The 17,305-nt window shown below is 64.5% G+C and carries 19 protein-coding genes; 4 read left to right on the top strand and 15 right to left on the bottom strand.

Annotated elements, in window-relative coordinates:
* Window positions 1-13: 13 nt before the first annotated feature.
* The 4 genes from queE to guaB form a co-directional block, all read right to left on the bottom strand.
* Window positions 14-649: a 7-carboxy-7-deazaguanine synthase gene (gene queE, locus VIM12_RS20415; protein WP_331944196.1), complete on the bottom strand. Its 636-nt coding sequence runs from the start codon at window positions 647-649 to the stop codon at window positions 14-16.
* Between the two features lie 111 nt (window positions 650-760).
* Window positions 761-2,341 carry a glutamine-hydrolyzing GMP synthase gene (guaA, locus tag VIM12_RS20410; protein ID WP_331944194.1) on the bottom strand — a complete coding sequence of 527 codons (1,581 nt, stop codon included), beginning with the start codon at window positions 2,339-2,341 and terminating at the stop codon, window positions 761-763.
* Between the two features lie 20 nt (window positions 2,342-2,361).
* Complete coding sequence (locus tag VIM12_RS20405; protein ID WP_331944192.1) at window positions 2,362-3,369, bottom strand: sensor domain-containing diguanylate cyclase; 1,008 nt, start codon at window positions 3,367-3,369, stop codon at window positions 2,362-2,364.
* 23 nt (window positions 3,370-3,392) lie between these two features.
* Window positions 3,393-4,853, bottom strand: coding sequence for an IMP dehydrogenase (gene guaB, locus VIM12_RS20400; protein WP_331944190.1), 1,461 nt, complete (start codon window positions 4,851-4,853; stop codon window positions 3,393-3,395).
* A 150-nt stretch (window positions 4,854-5,003) separates the two neighbouring features.
* Between guaB and VIM12_RS20395 the strand changes: the two genes are divergently transcribed.
* Window positions 5,004-5,528, top strand: coding sequence for a DUF4124 domain-containing protein (locus VIM12_RS20395; RefSeq protein ID WP_331944188.1), 525 nt, complete (start codon window positions 5,004-5,006; stop codon window positions 5,526-5,528).
* Window positions 5,529-5,562: 34 nt separating this feature from the next.
* On the opposite strand, the gene VIM12_RS20390 is transcribed toward VIM12_RS20395, so the two are convergent.
* Together VIM12_RS20390 and VIM12_RS20385 are read right to left on the bottom strand one after the other, a co-directional pair.
* Complete coding sequence (locus tag VIM12_RS20390) at window positions 5,563-5,856, bottom strand: RnfH family protein (RefSeq protein WP_331944186.1); 294 nt, start codon at window positions 5,854-5,856, stop codon at window positions 5,563-5,565.
* Complete coding sequence (locus VIM12_RS20385) at window positions 5,849-6,280, bottom strand: type II toxin-antitoxin system RatA family toxin (protein ID WP_331944184.1); 432 nt, start codon at window positions 6,278-6,280, stop codon at window positions 5,849-5,851. The genes VIM12_RS20390 and VIM12_RS20385 overlap by 8 nt, the downstream gene beginning before the upstream one ends.
* 63 nt (window positions 6,281-6,343) lie before the next feature.
* Here VIM12_RS20385 and smpB point away from each other — a divergent pair, with 63 nt between their 5' ends.
* Window positions 6,344-6,793, top strand: coding sequence for an SsrA-binding protein SmpB (smpB, locus tag VIM12_RS20380; protein ID WP_331944182.1), 450 nt, complete (start codon window positions 6,344-6,346; stop codon window positions 6,791-6,793).
* Between the two features lie 24 nt (window positions 6,794-6,817).
* On the opposite strand, the gene VIM12_RS20375 is transcribed toward smpB, so the two are convergent.
* The 3 genes from VIM12_RS20375 to ppsA form a co-directional block, all read right to left on the bottom strand.
* A complete protein-coding gene (locus VIM12_RS20375) occupies window positions 6,818-7,744 on the bottom strand; it encodes a stomatin-like protein (protein ID WP_331944180.1) in 927 nt (308 codons plus the stop codon).
* A 20-nt stretch (window positions 7,745-7,764) separates the two neighbouring features.
* Complete coding sequence (locus tag VIM12_RS20370; RefSeq protein ID WP_331944521.1) at window positions 7,765-8,142, bottom strand: NfeD family protein; 378 nt, start codon at window positions 8,140-8,142, stop codon at window positions 7,765-7,767.
* Window positions 8,143-8,444: 302 nt separating this feature from the next.
* Window positions 8,445-10,871, bottom strand: coding sequence for a phosphoenolpyruvate synthase (gene ppsA / locus VIM12_RS20365; RefSeq protein WP_331944178.1), 2,427 nt, complete (start codon window positions 10,869-10,871; stop codon window positions 8,445-8,447).
* Window positions 10,872-11,046: 175 nt separating this feature from the next.
* Here ppsA and ppsR point away from each other — a divergent pair, with 175 nt between their 5' ends.
* On the top strand, window positions 11,047-11,895 hold the full coding sequence (gene ppsR / locus VIM12_RS20360; RefSeq protein WP_331944176.1) for a posphoenolpyruvate synthetase regulatory kinase/phosphorylase PpsR: 849 nt from the start codon (window positions 11,047-11,049) through the stop codon (window positions 11,893-11,895).
* A 147-nt stretch (window positions 11,896-12,042) separates the two neighbouring features.
* Entirely contained in the window at window positions 12,043-12,405 is a 363-nt protein-coding gene (locus VIM12_RS20355) for a hypothetical protein (RefSeq protein ID WP_331944174.1), read from the top strand.
* Between the two features lie 14 nt (window positions 12,406-12,419).
* Here VIM12_RS20355 and VIM12_RS20350 read toward each other — a convergent pair whose 3' ends face one another.
* From VIM12_RS20350 to lpxD, 6 genes are read right to left on the bottom strand one after another with little or no spacing between them, the layout of a single operon-like run.
* Window positions 12,420-13,205, bottom strand: a complete 786-nt coding sequence (locus VIM12_RS20350) for an RNA methyltransferase (RefSeq protein WP_331944172.1) — start codon at window positions 13,203-13,205, stop codon at window positions 12,420-12,422.
* 6 nt (window positions 13,206-13,211) lie between these two features.
* Complete coding sequence (rnhB, locus tag VIM12_RS20345) at window positions 13,212-13,838, bottom strand: ribonuclease HII (RefSeq protein ID WP_331944170.1); 627 nt, start codon at window positions 13,836-13,838, stop codon at window positions 13,212-13,214.
* Window positions 13,835-14,971 carry a lipid-A-disaccharide synthase gene (gene lpxB, locus VIM12_RS20340; RefSeq protein WP_331944519.1) on the bottom strand — a complete coding sequence of 379 codons (1,137 nt, stop codon included), beginning with the start codon at window positions 14,969-14,971 and terminating at the stop codon, window positions 13,835-13,837. Before lpxB ends, rnhB begins: the two co-directional genes overlap by 4 nt.
* 13 nt (window positions 14,972-14,984) lie before the next feature.
* Complete coding sequence (gene lpxA, locus VIM12_RS20335; RefSeq protein WP_331944168.1) at window positions 14,985-15,773, bottom strand: acyl-ACP--UDP-N-acetylglucosamine O-acyltransferase; 789 nt, start codon at window positions 15,771-15,773, stop codon at window positions 14,985-14,987.
* The gene (gene fabZ, locus VIM12_RS20330; protein WP_331944166.1) at window positions 15,773-16,243 is read right to left on the bottom strand and encodes a 3-hydroxyacyl-ACP dehydratase FabZ; all 471 of its coding nucleotides are present in this window, start codon (window positions 16,241-16,243) and stop codon (window positions 15,773-15,775) included. Before fabZ ends, lpxA begins: the two co-directional genes overlap by 1 nt.
* The gene (gene lpxD, locus VIM12_RS20325; RefSeq protein ID WP_331944164.1) at window positions 16,243-17,292 is read right to left on the bottom strand and encodes a UDP-3-O-(3-hydroxymyristoyl)glucosamine N-acyltransferase; all 1,050 of its coding nucleotides are present in this window, start codon (window positions 17,290-17,292) and stop codon (window positions 16,243-16,245) included. The genes fabZ and lpxD overlap by 1 nt, the downstream gene beginning before the upstream one ends.
* Between the last annotated feature and the right edge of the window lie 13 nt (window positions 17,293-17,305).

Genomic DNA, 17,305 nt, shown 5'->3' with positions numbered 1-17,305 from the left:
GTGTACATCCGGTTCAGGGTATTTGCAGCAATTTATGGGTCTGCACGCTCAGCTTCCAGCGCGGGTTCTGCTTGCAGGTCTCGATCGCAAGCCGGGTGTTGCGCTCCTTGTCCGGGCCGTCCATCGGCTGCAGGTAGAAGTGCGTGAAATCCAGCTGCTCGTACGCGGCCAGGTCCTGGCCTTCCTGCGGCATCACCACCTTGAGCTCGTTGCCCCGTCCTACCTCCAGCTTCGCCCCCATCTTGGGACTGACGCACACCCAGTCGACGCCGGCGGGCACGGGGATCGTGCCATTGGTTTCGATGGCGATTTCGAAGCCGCGCGCGTGCACGGCGTCGATCAGGGCCGCGTCGAGCTGCAGCAGCGGCTCGCCGCCGGTGAATACCACGAACCTGCTCTGTCCATGACGCGGCGGCCACAGGGCGTCGATGGCCTGGGCGAGCTGTTCGCTGCCGGCGAATTTACCGCCGCCCTCGCCGTCGGTACCGACGAAGTCCGTGTCGCAGAAACGGCAGACCGCGGACGGGCGGTCGCTTTCGCGCCCGGTCCACAGGTTGCATCCCGCAAAGCGGCAGAACACGGCCGGACGGCCGGCATGCGTGCCCTCGCCCTGCAAGGTATAGAAGATCTCTTTAACGCTGTAAGTCACGATATTTCCCTTGCCCCGCGATCTCCGCGGAGGCAGCGCGCGGAACGGCGGCGGATGCCGGCGCCCCACGCCTGCGCAGCCATGCCGGCCGTCCGACGGCGGCCGCCGGCATCACTCCCACTCGATCGTTGCCGGCGGCTTGCCGGAAACGTCGTACACCACGCGGTTCAGGCCGCGCACTTCATTGATGATCCGGTTGGATACCCGGCCGAGGAGTTCATGCGGCAGGTGCGCCCAGTGCGCGGTCATGAAATCCTGGGTCTGCACCGCGCGCAGCGCCACCACGTAGTCATAGGTGCGACCGTCTCCCATCACGCCGACCGACTTCACCGGCAGGAACACGGCGAACGCCTGGCTGGTCTTGTCGTACCACGAGCGCCCCTCTTCGTCGGTGGCGGCGCGCAGCTCGTCCAGGAAGATCGCGTCGGCCCGGCGCAGCAGGTCCGCATACTCCTTCTTCACCTCGCCGAGGATGCGCACGCCCAGCCCCGGACCCGGGAACGGATGCCGATAGACCATGTCGTGCGGCAGGCCGAGCGCCACGCCGAGTTCCCTGACCTCATCCTTGAACAGCTCGCGCAGCGGCTCGAGCAGCTTCAGGTTCAGCGTCTCCGGCAACCCGCCGACGTTATGGTGGCTCTTGATCGTGTGCGCGGTCTTCTTGCCCTTGCCCGCGCTCTCGATCACGTCCGGATAGATCGTACCCTGCGCCAGCCATTTCGCATTCTTCAGCTTGCCGGCCTCGACCTGGAACACTTCCACGAACTCGCGGCCGATGATCTTTCGCTTCGCCTCGGGGTCGGTTACGCCCGCGAGCTTGCCCATGAACTGTTCGGTGGCGTCGACATGAATCACCTTCACGCCGAGGTTCTTGCCGAACATGTTCATGACCATCTTGCCTTCGTCCAGGCGCAGCAACCCGTGATCGACGAAGACGCACGTCAGCTGGTCGCCGATCGCGCGATGGATCAGCGCAGCCGCCACGCTGCTGTCGACGCCGCCGGACAGGCCGAGGATGACCTCTTCGTCGCCGACCTGCTTTCGGATTGCCTCGACTGCTTCCGCAATGTAGTCCGGCATGTTCCAGTCCGACTTGCAGCCGCAGATCTCGTGCACGAAGCGGCCGAGTATTGCCTTGCCCTGCACCGTGTGGGTGACCTCCGGGTGAAACTGCACCGCGTACAGGCGGCGCTCCTCGTCGGCCATGCCGGCGATCGGGCAATTGTCAGTGGATGCCATCAGCTTGAAGCCGGAGGGCATCTCGATGATCTTGTCGCCATGGCTCATCCACACCCGAAGCATGCCATGGCCCTCGCTGGTAACGAAGTCGCTGATGCCGTTCAGCAGCGCGGTATGGCCACGCGCGCGCACCTCGGCATAGCCGAACTCCCGCACCTTGCCGCTCTCGACCTTGCCGCCCAGCTGCTCGGCCATGGTCTGCATGCCGTAGCAGATGCCCAGCACCGGCACGCCTGCCTCGAACACCGCCTGCGGCGCCCGCGGCGTGTCCCCTTCGGTGACCGAGTTCGGCCCGCCTGACAGGATGATGCCGGCGGCGCCGTAGTTGCGGACGAACTCGTCGCTGACGTCGTGCGGAAAGACTTCCGAAAAGACGCCGGCCTCGCGCACGCGGCGCGCGATCAGCTGGGTTACCTGGGAACCGAAATCGAGAATGAGAATTTTGGAGTGCATGGATGTGCAGGTTAGGTGAATCAGGATAAATCTGGTGTTGCGTGGACGACCCGGTTGCGTCCGGCGTCCTTGGCGACATACAAGGCCATGTCGGCACGGCTGATCAGCTCGTCGGCCGAGGCCTGCGGAAAGACCTCGGTCGACGCCACGCCGGCGCTGATCGTGAGACTCAGCATGTCGGCGCCGACCGCCTCAGGGTGCGCGGCGACCGCCGCCCGCATCCGTTCCGCCACCTGCAGCGCCGTCGCATGCGCGGCCCCGGGAAGCACGATCAGGAATTCTTCTCCGCCATAGCGGCCGAGGGCTTCCTGCGGCCGTATGCACGAGCGCAGCCGGCTTGCAACCTTGACCAGCACCGTGTCGCCGACCGGATGCCCGTAGGTGTCGTTGATCTTCTTGAAGAAATCCAGGTCAGCGACGATCAGCGACAGCGGCACGCCCGCCTTTTCGCAGCGCTCGGATTCCAGCGCCAGGATCCGCATGATGGCGCCGCGATTCCAGGTGCCAAGCAGCGGATCGATCAGCGAGCGCCGCCGCAGGTTCTTGTTCTTCTTCTGCAGGTCGAGCTGCAGCGCATTCACTGCGCGCAGCTCCAGCTCGCGCTCGACCAGGGCGGCGAGGTCGGCAAGCAGGCCGCGCTCGCCCTCGCTCAGCGCGCTGCGCGGCGCGGCGTCGAACAGCGCAATGCTGCCGCTACCGGTGCCTTCCACGCCATTGACCGGGTGGCTGGCGAAAAACCGGATGTACGGCTCGCCCGTTACCGCCGGATGGCGGGCCAGCGCCGGGTGGCGACGCGCGTCGGTCACGGCCAGCGGACGGGCGCTGCCGGCGGCGATGCGGCAGAAGGCGGAACCGGCGTCGCCCGCCGCTTCTTCCTCGCGGCCCAGCAGGATCCGGCACTCGGCCACACCGAACAGTTGTCGCCCGAGCCGGCGGATGCGTTGCAGGTGCGGGTCGTCCCCGTCCACCTCTGCAGGGCCGGGCAATTCCGGGTCGGACCGTCCGGTGCCGCCGTTTGCGCTGGTCATGTGCCTGCAGCCGCCGTCGCCGGTCAGTCGGCGCGGTAGTTCGGCGCTTCCTTCGTGATCTGCACGTCGTGTACATGCGACTCGCGCATGCCCGCCGCCGTGATCTCGACGAACTCGGCCTTCTCGCGGAATTCGTCAATGGTCGCGCATCCGCAGTAGCCCATCGACGAACGCACGCCGCCCACCAGTTGGTACAGGATGGCCAGCACGCTGCCCTTGTAGGGGACGCGTCCCTCGATGCCCTCCGGCACCAGCTTGTCGGCGTTGTTCGCCGCGTCCTGGAAATACCGGTCGGCCGAGCCCTCGGCCATTGCACCGAGGCTGCCCATGCCGCGATAGGACTTGTAGCTGCGTCCCTGGAACAGAATGACCTCGCCCGGCGCCTCTTCGGTACCGGCGAACATGCTGCCCATCATGACGCTCGACGCGCCGGCCGCGAGGGCCTTCGCGATGTCGCCGGAAAACCGGATGCCGCCGTCGGCGATGCAGGGGACGCCCGTACCCTTCAGCGCCTCGGAAACGTTGGAGATTGCGGTGATCTGCGGCACGCCGACGCCGGCTACGATGCGGGTGGTGCAGATCGAGCCGGGGCCGATGCCGACCTTCACGCCGTCCGCGCCATGCTCGACCAGCGCCATCGCTGCGGCCGCCGTCGCGATGTTGCCGCCGATGACGTCGACCTGGGGATAGTTCGACTTGACCCACTTGACGCGGTCCAGCACGCCCTTGGAATGGCCGTGCGCGGTATCGACGACGATCACGTCGACGCCGGCCTTGACCAGCAGCTCGATGCGCTCGTCATTGTCCGGGCCCACGCCCACCGCCGCCCCGACCCGCAGCTTGCCGTGCTCGTCCTTGGATGCGTTCGGATGCTCGGTGGCCTTCATGATGTCCTTCACCGTGATCAGGCCGCGCAGCTCGAAGTCGTCGTTGACCACGATTACCCGTTCCAGCCGGTACTTGTTCATCAAGCGCTTTGCCTCGGCCAGCTCGGCGCCTTCCTTCACCACCACCAGCTTCTCGCGCGGCGTCATCTTCGCGCGCACTTCCGCGTTCAGCTCCTCTTCGAAGCGCAGATCACGATTGGTGATGATGCCGACCACCTTCTTGCCCTCCACCACCGGGAAGCCGCTGATGCCGTGCTGCTCGGAGAGCGCGATGACGTCGCGGATGCGCATGGTCGGGGGAATCGTGATCGGATCGCGCACCACGCCGGACTCGAAGCGCTTGACGCGCGCCACCTCGCGCGCCTGGTCCTTCGGCGTCAGGTTCTTGTGGACGATGCCGATGCCGCCTTCCTGCGCCATGGCGATGGCGAGCCGCGCTTCGGTCACGGTGTCCATCGCCGCCGACAGCAGCGGGATGTTCAGCGTGATATTGCGCGACAGGCGCGTCGCCAGGGAGGTGTCTTTGGGAAGAATGTGCGAAAGGGCCGGCACGAGGAGCACGTCATCGAATGTGAGTGCTTTTTGGAGGAGACGCATAGTGATTCCTATAGGCGCAAAGCGCGATTATACAGAAAAGCTTGCACGAAGGCGCATTCCCCCGCGTTCCGGCATGAGCCGGAACGCCTGCGTTGACAGCGTTGCCAAAGCATGGCGAAATCGCCGTGTCTGTTGAACCCCGGGAACCGCATGAAACCAGCCGCCTTGCCACGTACGCTCACCCTCGCCGCACTTGCCCTGCTGTGCCACGCCGGATCCGCACACGCCCAGTATTCCTGGATCGACGACCGCGGAGTCAGGCAGTTTTCGGACCGGCCGCCGCCCGCTTCCGTCCCGGCGTCCCGCATCCTGAAGCAACCCGGCGGCACACGTACCCCGACTCCGGACGCCGCTGCCCCGGACGCATCCCCGGCCTCATCCCCGGCCCCGTCTGCGGCACAGGAGCCGCCGCAGCTGACGCTGGCGGAGAAGAACGCCGAATTCCGCAAGCGCAAGGCGGAGGCGGCGGAAAAGGAGAAGAAGGCGGCGGAAGAAACCCGGGTGGCGGCCGACAAGAGGCGTCACTGCGAGCGCGCCCGGGACTACCGTCGGGCGCTGGATTCCGGCGTGCGCATCGGCGCCACCGGCAAGGACGGGGAACGCACTTTCTTGTCGGATGAACAACGTACAGCGGAACTGCGGGAAAACGATCGCATGCTGGCGGAGTGCCGATAAGCGCGATGACGGCAAGCACGGCATTGCCGCCCGCTCAGGTCTGGGGCCGTCCTTTTTTCACCGCCCGACGCCGGCGCGACTCCTTCGGATCGGCGATCAGCGGCCGGTAGACCTCCACCCTGTCGCCATCCCGCAAGGGCGTGTCCAGTTGCCTTGCCTTGCCGAAGATGCCGACTTTCGCCGCCGGCAGGTCGATCTCCGGAGCCTCCTCGAGCAGGCCGCTTCGCAGCAGCGCATCCTTCAGCAGCGCTCCTTCCGGCAACCTCAACTCGGTCAGGAACTGTCGTCCCGGATGCGCGTAGCAGACGCTTACGCGCAGCTCAGCCATACAGCACCTCCGCCCGCTTGCTGAAGGAATCAACGAAACTGTTGGCGATCATGCTGAAGACCGGCCCGATGATCTGCTCGAGCAGTCGGCTGGAAAATTCGTACTGCAGGTCGAACTCGACCTTGCACGCATCCGCCCGCAGCGGTTTGAAATGCCAGTTGCCGTGCAAGTGCTTGAACGGCCCCTCGAGCAGGGTCATCGCAATCTTGTTCGGAGGATAGTTGATGTTCTCCGTCGCAAACGTCTGCTTGATGCCGTGGTAGTTGATCGACATGCTGGCGACGACCTGGTCGCCTTCGCGCTTGCGGACGTCCGTCCCGCCGCACCAGGGCAGGAACTGCGGGTAATCCTCGATCCTGTCAACCAGCGCGAACATCTGTTCCGCGCTGTACGGGAGCAATACCGACTTGTGCACGACAGCCATCGGAGTGTGAACCGTTTGTTAAAATAGACAACCGAAATTCTAACCGACCCGTTCAAATCCCGAATGAGCATTATCGACAACAAGAAGGCATTCCACGATTACTTCATCGAGGAACGCTACGAAGCGGGGATGGTGCTGGAAGGATGGGAAGTGAAGGCGATACGCGCCGGGCGTGCCCAATTGAAAGAAGCGTATGTGATCGTCCGCAAGGGAGAGGTCTACCTGTTCGGCGCGCATATCAGCCCCCTTTCCACCGCCTCGACCCATGTGAACCCGGATCCGGTCCGCACCCGCAAGCTGCTGCTTAACGCGGAAGAGATCAAGAAGCTGATCGGCAAGGTGGAACGCGCCGGCTACACGCTGGTGCCGATCAACCTGCACTACACGAAGGGCCGGATCAAGTGCGAGATCGGCCTGGCAAAGGGCAAGAAGCAGCACGACAAGCGCGAAAGCGAGAAGCAGCGCGACTGGCAGCGCGAGCAGCAGACCATCATGAAGCAGCACCGGCGCTAGCCGCCGGCCCGCTCGCGGCGCCGATCAGGCTTTGCCCTGGCTGCGCGCCACCTGCATTGCCCCGGCAATCAGGCCGCTGATGTCGCTCATATTGGCCGGCACGATCAGGGAATTGTTGGTCTTCGCCAGCTGGGCAAATGCATTCACGTATTGCTCCGCCACCTTCAGGTTCACCGCGTCGGCGCCGCCGGGCTCGCGGATGGCCGCGGCGGTCGTGCGCAGGGCCTGGGCACTGGCCTCCGCAATGGCGACGATTGCCGAGGCCTGGCCCTGAGCACGGTTGATGGCCGCCTGCTTGTCGCCCTCGGACTTCGCAATGGCCGCCTCCCGTTCGCCGGTCGCTATGTTGATCTGCTCCTGCTTGCGGCCCTCGGACGCGGCGATCAGCGCGCGCTTCTCCCGCTCGGCCGTGATCTGCGCCTGCATCGCATGCAGGATTTCCTTCGGCGGGGTCAGGTCCTTGATCTCGTAGCGCAGCACTTTCACGCCCCAGTTTGCCGCCGACTCGTCGATCGCGGTCACGATGGCGCGGTTGATATGGTCGCGTTCCTCGAAGGTCTTGTCGAGCTCCATGCGGCCAATCACGGAACGCAGGGTGGTCTGGGCGAGCTGGGTGATCGCCGCGATGTAATTGGACGAACCGTAGGAGGCGCGCATCGCATCCGTGACCTGGAAATACAGGATGCCGTCCACCTGCAACTGCGTGTTGTCCTTGGTGATGCAGATCTGGCTCGGGACATCCAGCGGGATCTCCTTCAGCGAATGCTTGTAGGCGACGCGGTCGATGAACGGCAGCACGATGTTCAGCCCCGGGCCGAGCGTCCCGTGGTACTTGCCGAGTCGTTCAACCACCCATGCATGCTGTTGCGGGACGACATTGACCGTCTTGAAAACGAACACCACCGCAATGATGAAGAGGACCAGGCTGACACTGCCGAAACTGATTTCCATCGTGCTTCCTTTCGCTGTTTTTATTGACCGTTCCCGACCACCAGGCGGCTGCCGCGCACTTCCCTGATGATGAATTTTCCCGGCACCGGCTGGGCGCCCGGCTCCAGTTCGACGTCCCATGCCGCGCCGCGGTAGTCGGCGCGCGCGGTCCTGCCGTCGGCGTTCCAGGCATGCACGACCAGCGTCTGGCCGATGTCGAGATTGATGTCGGGATTGCGCTGCGTGGACGGGCGCGATGCGCGTCCCCAACGGCTCTGGCGCAGCAGATAGGTGGTCAGCACGCCGGTCGTGCCCGCCACGACGAACTGCGCCGCTTCTCCCAGGCCGGCGAGCGCGGACAGGCCGCCGGCAGCAAGACCGATTGCGATCATCAGCAGGTAGAAGGTGCCCGAAAACATTTCAAGCACGACCAACGCTCCTGCCGCGGTAAACCAGATCATCCAGCCTGTCATGTCCCTGCCCCTCGGTCGCCGCCGACCAAATAAAACGCCCCCGCAACCCTGGGGTTGGCGGGGGCCCAAATCAGCGGTACTGCTGTTTTTGTTGGTTGTTGTTTTGTAGCAAGCTGGGCTAGAGTCTAATGCAAAATGCATGGGGCTCAAATGCTTTTCCCCTGATTTTTGCCAGCAAACAACATGCAACCATTGAAAAAAAACGCGAGCCGGAGCTCGCGCTTTCTTTCAGACACCCCAGGGCCGCATCATGCCCCGGAGGCGAGTTTTTGCCAAGTGTCGATCACCGTGTCCGGGTTCAGGGAAATGGAGGCAATCCCTTCCTTCATCAGCCATTCGGCAAAATCGGGATGGTCCGATGGCCCCTGCCCGCAGATGCCGATGTACTTGCCCTGCGCACGGCAAGCGGCGATGGCCTTGGACAGCATCACCTGAACCGCCGGGTCCCGCTCGTCGAAATCCGCGGCCAGCAATTCCATGCCTGAGTCGCGGTCGAGACCGAGCGTCAGCTGCGTCAGGTCGTTGGAACCGATCGAGAAACCGTCGAAGTACTCGAGGAATCGTTCGGCCAGGATCGCATTGGACGGGACTTCGCACATCATGATCAGGCGCAGGCCGTTCTCGCCGCGCTTGAGTCCGTTCTTTGCAAGCAGGTCGACGACTTTTTCGGCCTGGCCCAGCGTGCGTACGAACGGCACCATGATCTCGACGTTGGTCAATCCCATCTCGTTGCGGACCCGCTTCATCGCCTGGCATTCCATCTCGAATGCCTCGGCGAAATCGGCAGCGAGGTAGCGGGCTGCGCCACGGAAGCCGAGCATGGGGTTTTCCTCGTCCGGCTCGTAGCGCGAACCGCCGATCAGCTTCTTGTACTCGTTCGACTTGAAGTCGGACAGGCGTACGATGACCGGTTTCGGCCAGAACGCGGCCGCAATCGTCGCAATCCCCTCTGCCAGCTTGTCGACATAGAAGGCGCGCGGCGACGCATGGCCGCGCGCGACGGACTCGACCGCCTTCTTCAGGTCGGCGTCGATCCCCGGGTATTCCAGGATTGCCTTCGGGTGCACGCCGATATTGTTGTTGATGATGAACTCGAGACGCGCCAGGCCGACGCCGCCGTTCGGGATCGACTGGAAGTCGAACGCGAGCTGCGGATTGCCGACGTTCATCATGATCTTGAGCGGCAGGTCGGGCAGCGCGCCGCGCGACACCTCGGTGACTTCCGTCTCCAGCAGACCGTCGTAGATCTTGCCCTCGTCGCCCTCGGCGCAGGACACCGTCACCAGCGTCCCGTCCTTGAGCATGTCGGTCGCGTTGCCGCAGCCCACGACCGCCGGCACCCCGAGTTCACGCGCGATGATCGCCGCATGGCAGGTGCGCCCGCCGCGGTTGGTGACGATGGCGGAAGCGCGCTTCATCACCGGCTCCCAGTTGGGGTCGGTCATGTCCGCAACCAGGACGTCGCCCGGCTGCACCCGCTCCATTTCCGAGGGGTCGTTGATGACGCGCACCGGACCCGCGCCGATCTTCTGCCCGATCGCGCGGCCGGCGGCCAGCACGGTGCCACTGCTCTTGAGCTTGAAGCGCTGCTGGGAATCGGTCGGCTTCTGCTGCGACTTGACCGTCTCCGGACGTGCCTGCAGGATGTACAGCTTGCCGTCGCGTCCGTCCTTGCCCCATTCGATATCCATCGGGCGCCCGTAGTGCTTCTCGATGATCACCGCATACTTCGCCAGCTCGACGACTTCCTGGTCGGTCAGCGAGTACCGGTTGCGCAACTCGATAGGCACATCAACGGTCCTGACCGAGCGACCGGCCTTGGCCTCGCCGGTGAACTCCATCTTGATCAGCTTCGAGCCGATGTTGCGACGGATGATCGGCAGCTTGCCCTGCTCCAGCATCGGCTTGTGGACATAGTACTCGTCCGGATTGACCGCGCCCTGCACCACGGTCTCGCCGAGCCCGTAGCTGGATGTGACGAACACCACGTCCTTGAAACCGGACTCCGTGTCGATCGTAAACATCACGCCGGCGGCGCCGACGTCGGACCGCACCATGCGCTGCACGCCGGCCGACAGCGCGACTTCCGCGTGCGTGAAGCCCTTGTGGACGCGGTAGGAGATCGCGCGGTCGTTGTAGAGCGAGGCGAACACGTGCTTGATCGCCTCCAGCACGTTGTCGATGCCCACCACGTTCAGGAAGGTCTCCTGCTGCCCGGCAAACGAGGCGTCCGGAAGGTCTTCGGCCGTGGCGGACGAGCGCACGGCGAATGACATCTCGGCCTCGGAGTCGGCGACGAGCTGCTGGTAGTAGGTGCGGATTTCCTGCTCCAGGCGCGGCTGGAAAGGCGTCTCGACGATCCACTGGCGGATCTCGGCGCCGGCCTGCGCCAGGGCACGCACGTCATCGATGTTCAGCGAGGCCAGCCGGTCGGCGATGCGATCGGCGAGCGTACGGCCGCCGTTGGCGGCGTGGGACAGAAAATCACGGAATGCCTGGGCCGTGGTCGCGAACCCGCCCGGCACGCGCACGCCCGCGCCTGCCAGCTGGCTGATCATCTCGCCCAGCGATGCGTTCTTGCCGCCGACGGACTCGACGTCCGTCATCCTCAGCTTTTCAAACGAAGCTACGTAAGTAGCCTCCTGGGTTGCCCCGGTCTGTACTGCGTTGGTCATAACTGCCTCTGTTTTGATGATAAGAAATCGTCATATACGCCTCGTCGCTCGACTCTTTTTGTTATTCTTCAGGAGCACGGTGTGGTGTCGTTGGTTGTCGATTATTTTACAGTGCGCAACAGCCTCATGCGTCACACAATATAGAACTTTTCATGATTTATATCTGATCAACATTATGCCAGACAGCCCAGCGCACCACCTTCCCGCCGCAGACCGTACCGTGTTCTTCGTCTCGGACGGGACCGGCATCACCGCGGAGACTTTCGGTCACGCGGTGCTGACCCAGTTCGAGTTGCGTTTCAAGGAAATCCGCCTGCCCTTCATCGATACCCTGGACAAGGCGCACGAAGCGGTCAGCGAGATCAACGAGGCATTCGAACGCGACGGCAAGCGCCCGATCGTGTTCTCGACCCTGGTCAAGGCCGACCTGTCTAGCGTCGTGCGCCACTCCAAGGGCATGCACATGGACCTGATCCAGACCTTCGTCGAGCCCCTGGAACAGGAACTCGGCGTCCGCTCGACCCATACCATCGGCCGCAGCCACAACATCGCAGACTCCGACGACTACAAGAACCGGATCGAGGCCATCAACTTCTCGCTGGCGCACGATGATGGCCAGTCGCACCAGAACCTGGCCGCCGCCGACGTCATCCTTGTCGGCGTTTCACGCTCCGGCAAGACCCCGACCAGCCTCTACCTGGCGATGCAGTACGGGATCAAGGCGGCCAACTATCCGCTGATTCCCGAGGATTTCGACCGCGGCCGGCTGCCCGGCATGCTGTCGCAATACAAGAGCAAGCTGTTCGGTCTTTCCATTGCCCCCGATCGCCTGGCGGAAGTCAGGAACGAACGCCGTCCGGGCAGCAAGTACGCGGCGCTGGAACAGTGCCGCTATGAAGTCAACGAGGCCGAGAAGATGATGCGGCGGGAAGGCATCCGCTGGATGTCGTCGACGGTGAAATCCATCGAAGAGATTGCGACCATGATCCTGCAGGAGATCAAGTCGGACAAGCGCGCCTACTAGTACCGTGCCCTCGGTCGAACGCCATGCCGCGATGAGCCGGACGGCGTTTTTTGTTCTTCGGTCCCGAATTTTTGAATGACCTGATTGTCAACACCTTACGCGAAGCTTACAGGCTGGCGGCGTACTGCCGCCAGCGGGAGAGGTGTGATGGATCTCGTCTTGCTTGAGCTCATCCTGTGGGTTGGGCTGCTGTTTTTCTTCTGGGCGCTGAAAGAGGGATTGGGAAGGGTCGAGGCGGACATCGAGTCGCTGGGCGTCGCCAATGCGCGCCGGACCTTTCGAAGCGGCGCGTCGGACTTCTGCCGGCCGGACCAGGTCGCCGACCAGATCGGGACCTACCGCGACATGCCGATCTTCCGATACGTGATGATCCAGGGACGGGCTTACCAGTTCGACCGGGTCTGCCTCCCGGAATGCCGGGATGAGGTGGACAAGGATGAGCGCTGCGTGGCGCCCGGGCTGGTCTATCAGGAATGCCGGGCGCCGGGCGCCGCGTTCGAGAAAGCCTGACCCCCGGCCGCCCGTCAGGCGGTCTTCTGCCGCACCTGCTCGAAGAAGCAGACTGCGGCGCAGGCGGCGACGTTGAGCGACTCCACTGCACCAAGGTGCGGGACGCTGATTCTGTGCGTCGCCATTGCCAGGAGCTCCGGCGACACGCCCTGCCCCTCGTTGCCGAACAGCCAGGCCACGGGCGCACGCAGGTCGAGATCATAGATCCGGCGCGCGGCGTGGCTGCTGGTGGCGAGTACCGGCACCGTCGCGTCCCGCAGCAGGTCCTGGAGATCAACGTGCTCATGGATCCGCAGCAGGAAATGCGCGCCCATACCGGCTCGCAGCACCTTTGGCGACCAGGCGAACACGGTTGTCCGGCTGCAGAAGACCTGGTCGATTCCCGCAGCCGCCGCGCTGCGGAGGATGGAACCGAGGTTGCCCGGATCCTGCAGGTTATCGAGCAGCACCGCGGGTGCATCCAGCCGGGCTGGCGGCGCCGGGCGCGGCGTATCGGCAAGGAACAGCAGGCCGACGCCATGTTCCACCTGGCTCAGTGCGGCGTACAGTGCGTCCGGCAGCAGCACGCACTGCACATGAAGGGATTCGCATTGGCGCAGGATGGCGTCGACCTCCGGCAGCGCCCGGGCGCTCTCGGAGGCGACGCAGACCGCTGGCGCCCCGACCTGCTCCAGGTAGACCTGGCACAGGTGAACGCCATCCAGCAGCGCGCGGCCGGCCTTGCGTCGCGCCTGGGAGCTTGTGGCAAGCTGCTTCAGCTGCTTGAAGAGCGGGTTGTCGCGCGAGGTGACCGATTTCATGTCATGTCACCGCGGGACAGCCGGGCACGCGTCGAGCAATTCCCGCACCGGTGCGTAGGATTTCCGGTGCACCGGTGATACGCCGTGGAGGCGCAGGCGCTCCAGATGCAGGCTAGTCGGATATCCCTTGTGCTGGTCGAATCCGTACATCGGAAACTGCTGGTGCAATGCCATCAGCGCGGCGTCGCGGGCGGTCTTGGCCAGGATGGAGGCAGCCGAGATCTCCGGCACCTTGTCGTCGCCCTGCACGATGGCCTCGGAGCGGATCTTCATCACCGGGCAGCGGTTGCCGTCGACCAGGGCAAGGGTGGGCGGTACCCGCAAGGCTTCCACTGCGCGCCGCATCGCCAGCATCGACGCTTGCAGGATATTGAGTTCATCGATCTCAGCCTCGGTGCAGAAGGAGACCGACCAGGCCAGCGCATCCGATTTGATCTGCAGCGCCAGTGCCTCGCGCCGGCTTTCGCTCAGTTTCTTGGAATCGCGCAGTCCGTCGATGGGCCTGGCCGGGTCGAGAATCACGGCGGCGGCGTAAACGGCCCCGGCGAGCGGGCCGCGGCCCGCCTCGTCGACGCCGCAAATCAGCTCGTCCTGATAATCGAACAGGGCAAGACTGGCGGACGGCTTCTTCATGCCGCCCCTCCAGCGCCGATCAGCCGCAGCACCGCCTGGGCGCTTTCGCGCGCGGAATCGCGCAGCAGGCTGTGATGCATGGCGGTGAATCGTTCGTGCAGCCGGTTGCGGGCGGCCTCGTCGTCCAGCTGCCTCCACAGGGCGTCAGCCAGCGCCGCCGGCGTGGCGCGGTCCTGCAGCAGTTCGGGCACGACGAAATCGCGCGCCAGGATATTGGGCAGGCCGACCCAGGGCTGGTATGCCATGTGGCGCATCACCTCCCACGACGCGCGCATCATCTTGTATGCGATCACCATCGGCTTCTTGAAAAGCGCGACTTCGAGCGTCGCCGTGCCGGACGCCACCAGCACCGCATCGGCCGCGGCGATTGCCGCATGCGAGCGCCCGTCGAGAATCGCGAGGGGGAAATCGGCCAGGCCTGCCTGCCGTATCAGCGACTCGAAATACTCCCGCTGACGGGCTCCGGCCATCGGCACGACGAAGCGGATGCTGCGGTCGCGTCGGGCGAGCTCGGCGGCGGCGGCGATGAAAGGCACGGCGTTGTACTTCAGCTCCGACATGCGACTGCCGGGAAGGACAGCCACCACCCTGCCCTCCTGCGCAAGCCCGAGATCGCGGCGGGCGGCGCCGGTGTCGGGCGCCATCGGGATCACTTCCGCCAGCGGATAGCCGACGTAGGTGACGGGGATGCCTGCCCTGCGGTAGATCTCTTCCTCGAACGGGAACACCACCAGCATGTGCGAGACCGCGCGGGCGATCTTCTTGATCCTGCCGCCACGCCACGCCCAGATCGACGGGCTGATGAAATGCATGGTCGGAATGCCCGCCTGCTTGAGCGGCGCGGCCAGGCCGAAATTGAAATCCGGCGCGTCGACGCCGATGAACGCCGCCGGCCTTTCCTGCAGCAGGCGGTCGCGCAGCGCGATTTGTATGCCCTTGATCTCGCGATAGTGGCGCAGCACCTCGAACAGGCCACGCACCGACAGCTTTTCCATCGGCCAGTCGCTGCGGAAGCCGTACTCGGCCATTCGGGGGCCGCCGATGCCGTGAATCTCGGCATCGGGAAGCGCGGGCCGCAGGCCGGACAGGAGTCGGCTCGCAAGCAGGTCGCCGGAACTCTCTCCGGCCACCATCGCGAGCCGGATGTCAGCGGACGATGCCACGGTTGCTGGTGTCCAGAAAGCCGCGCATCAGGCCGACAGCGGCGGCCGCCTCGGGCGCAGCAGCCTCCAGTGCGGCAAGTTCCTGCTTCGCCTGCTCCAGCGTCAGGCCCGACTTGTAGATCAGCTTGTAGGCGTTGCGCAGCGCATTGATCTGCTCGCGGCTGAAGCCGCGCCGCTTCAGCCCTTCGATATTGATGCCGTGCGGCTCCGCCGGGTGGCCGGAAGCCAGGACGAACGGCGGCACGTCCTGCGTCAGGCTGGTATTCATGCCGACGAAGGCATGGTCGCCGATCTTGCAGAACTGGTGTACCGCGGCAAAGCCGCTCATGATGACCCAGTCGCCCACGTGCACATGGCCGGCGAGAGTCGCATTGTTGGAGAAGATCGTGTTGCTGCCGACCTGGCAGTCGTGCGCGATATGCACGTAGGCGAGCAGCCAGTTGTCGCTGCCGATGCGGGTCACGCCCGCATCCTGCGCGGTGCCGCAATTGAATGTGCAGAACTCGCGCACGAGGTTGCGGTCGCCGATCTCCAGTCCGGTCGGTTCGCCGCCGTGCTTCTTGTCCTGCGGCGGACCGCCGATGGAGCTGAACTGGAAGAACTGGTTGTCGCAGCCGATCGTCGTATGGCCGTCGATCACGACGTGCGGGCCGATGCGGGTTCGCGCGCCCACCCGGACGTTCGGCCCGATGATGGAATAGGCCCCGACCTCGACCGAATCATCGAGTTCCGCGCGGGAATCGATGATTGCGGTGGGATGGATGATCGTCATTACTGCCCCGCTGGCTGACTGGCGTCACTCGCGCTGCGCATCGTGCACATCAACTCGGCTTCGACCGCGACCTGGCCGTCCACGCTTGCCTGCGCCTTGTATTTCCAGATACCGCGCGCCGTGCGCAGGATCTCGACCTGCATCTTGAGCTGGTCACCCGGCTCGACCGGGCGCTTGAAGCGCGCCGCATCGATGCCGACGAAGTAGACCACGCTGTTCTCATCGGGTTTCTGGCCCATTGTGAGGAAGGACAGCAGCGCGGCGGTCTGCGCCATGGCCTCGATCATCAGGACGCCGGGCATCACGGGCTTGTGCGGGAAGTGTCCGTTGAAGAACTCTTCATTGGCAGTCACGTTCTTGATGGCGGTAATCGACTTGCCGGATTCCCAGTCGAGAACCCGGTCGACCAGCAGCAGCGGATAGCGATGCGGCAGATATTCCTTGATTTGATTGATGTCGAGACTTTTCATTACTTTTTTTCGGTAAGCGTTTTGATGATTTTTTCGAGCTCGCGGATTTTCTCACGCATGGTGCCCAGGTTGCGCACGATAACCGCCGACTTCTCCCAGTCCGCGTTCTTCGCCAGCGGATAGAACCCGGTGTACTGGCCGACCTCGAGAATCGAGCGCGACACCATGCTGCCGGAGGATACATGCACGTTGTCCACGATGGTCAGGTGGCCCAGCACCATCGCGGCGCCGCCGAAGGTGCAGTGCTTGCCGATCTTGGCGCTGCCGGCGACCCCGACGCATCCCGCCATGGCCGTGTGGTCGCCGATCACGCAGTTGTGCCCGATCTGGATCAGGTTGTCGAGCTTGACCCCGTTGCCGATGATCGTGTCGGCCAGTGCGCCGCGGTCGATCGTGGTGTTGGCCCCGATTTCGACATCGTCGCCAATGACCACGCGCCCCGTCTGCGGAATCTTGATGTAGACGCCGCCCTCCCGTGCAAAACCGAATCCGTCGGCGCCGATTACCGCCCCGGAGTGGATGATGCCGCGGGCGCCGATCTCGCAGCCGGCATGGAAGCTGACATTGGCATGCAGGTGCGTGCCCTCGCCCACCGTTGCGCCACGCCCGACAAAACTGCCGGCATCGACACGGGCGCCCGGCCCGACGACCGCCTTCGCCTCGATCGTCGCATTCGGGCCGACGATCGCACTCGCGTCCACCTCGGCATCGGGATGCACGCAGGCGGAAGGATGAATGCCGGGAATCGCAGGCTCGGCGTACAGCGCGACGAAGAGCTGCGCGGACCGGGCGAAATAGGCATACGGATTGGCGGTCACCAGGCGTGCGCCAGCCAAGCTAGGGCCGATGGCCGCATCGTCCGCCGGCGACAGGATCAGTGCTGCGGCGCGTGTCGCCGCTGCCTGGGCGCGGAACTTCGGATTCGAAAGGAAGGTGATCTGGGATGCGCCAGCGGCGTCGAGCGGAGCGATGCCCTCGACCTCGATGTCGGCATCGCCGATGAGCTGGCCTCCCAAGCGATCGACCAGGTCTCCCAGCCGAATGCGCATACTGGCCTCTGGA

The organism is Noviherbaspirillum sp. (genome assembly GCF_036563305.1).
Lineage (GTDB): Bacteria > Pseudomonadota > Gammaproteobacteria > Burkholderiales > Burkholderiaceae_D > Noviherbaspirillum.
This window is presented reverse-complemented; position numbering and strand designations above follow the sequence as displayed.

What these genes read in the sequence shown, in the direction of transcription:
- ppsA (WP_331944178.1), bottom strand. Translation starts at nt 10,871, where the DNA reads ATGACCAACGCAGTACAGACCGGGGCAACCCAGGAGGCTACTTACGTA.
- VIM12_RS20375 (WP_331944180.1), bottom strand. Translation starts at nt 7,744, where the DNA reads ATGGAAATCAGTTTCGGCAGTGTCAGCCTGGTCCTCTTCATCATTGCG.
- lpxA (WP_331944168.1), bottom strand. Translation starts at nt 15,773, where the DNA reads ATGACGATCATCCATCCCACCGCAATCATCGATTCCCGCGCGGAACTC.
- guaA (WP_331944194.1), bottom strand. Translation starts at nt 2,341, where the DNA reads ATGCACTCCAAAATTCTCATTCTCGATTTCGGTTCCCAGGTAACCCAG.
- ppsR (WP_331944176.1), top strand. Translation starts at nt 11,047, where the DNA reads ATGCCAGACAGCCCAGCGCACCACCTTCCCGCCGCAGACCGTACCGTG.
- fabZ (WP_331944166.1), bottom strand. Translation starts at nt 16,243, where the DNA reads ATGAAAAGTCTCGACATCAATCAAATCAAGGAATATCTGCCGCATCGC.
- VIM12_RS20385 (WP_331944184.1), bottom strand. Translation starts at nt 6,280, where the DNA reads ATGGCTGTCGTGCACAAGTCGGTATTGCTCCCGTACAGCGCGGAACAG.
- VIM12_RS20350 (WP_331944172.1), bottom strand. Translation starts at nt 13,205, where the DNA reads ATGAAATCGGTCACCTCGCGCGACAACCCGCTCTTCAAGCAGCTGAAG.
- VIM12_RS20370 (WP_331944521.1), bottom strand. Translation starts at nt 8,142, where the DNA reads ATGTTTTCGGGCACCTTCTACCTGCTGATGATCGCAATCGGTCTTGCT.
- lpxB (WP_331944519.1), bottom strand. Translation starts at nt 14,971, where the DNA reads ATGGTGGCCGGAGAGAGTTCCGGCGACCTGCTTGCGAGCCGACTCCTG.
- rnhB (WP_331944170.1), bottom strand. Translation starts at nt 13,838, where the DNA reads ATGAAGAAGCCGTCCGCCAGTCTTGCCCTGTTCGATTATCAGGACGAG.
- VIM12_RS20395 (WP_331944188.1), top strand. Translation starts at nt 5,004, where the DNA reads ATGAAACCAGCCGCCTTGCCACGTACGCTCACCCTCGCCGCACTTGCC.
- VIM12_RS20355 (WP_331944174.1), top strand. Translation starts at nt 12,043, where the DNA reads ATGGATCTCGTCTTGCTTGAGCTCATCCTGTGGGTTGGGCTGCTGTTT.
- lpxD (WP_331944164.1), bottom strand. Translation starts at nt 17,292, where the DNA reads ATGCGCATTCGGCTGGGAGACCTGGTCGATCGCTTGGGAGGCCAGCTC.
- VIM12_RS20405 (WP_331944192.1), bottom strand. Translation starts at nt 3,369, where the DNA reads ATGACCAGCGCAAACGGCGGCACCGGACGGTCCGACCCGGAATTGCCC.
- VIM12_RS20390 (WP_331944186.1), bottom strand. Translation starts at nt 5,856, where the DNA reads ATGGCTGAGCTGCGCGTAAGCGTCTGCTACGCGCATCCGGGACGACAG.
- smpB (WP_331944182.1), top strand. Translation starts at nt 6,344, where the DNA reads ATGAGCATTATCGACAACAAGAAGGCATTCCACGATTACTTCATCGAG.
- guaB (WP_331944190.1), bottom strand. Translation starts at nt 4,853, where the DNA reads ATGCGTCTCCTCCAAAAAGCACTCACATTCGATGACGTGCTCCTCGTG.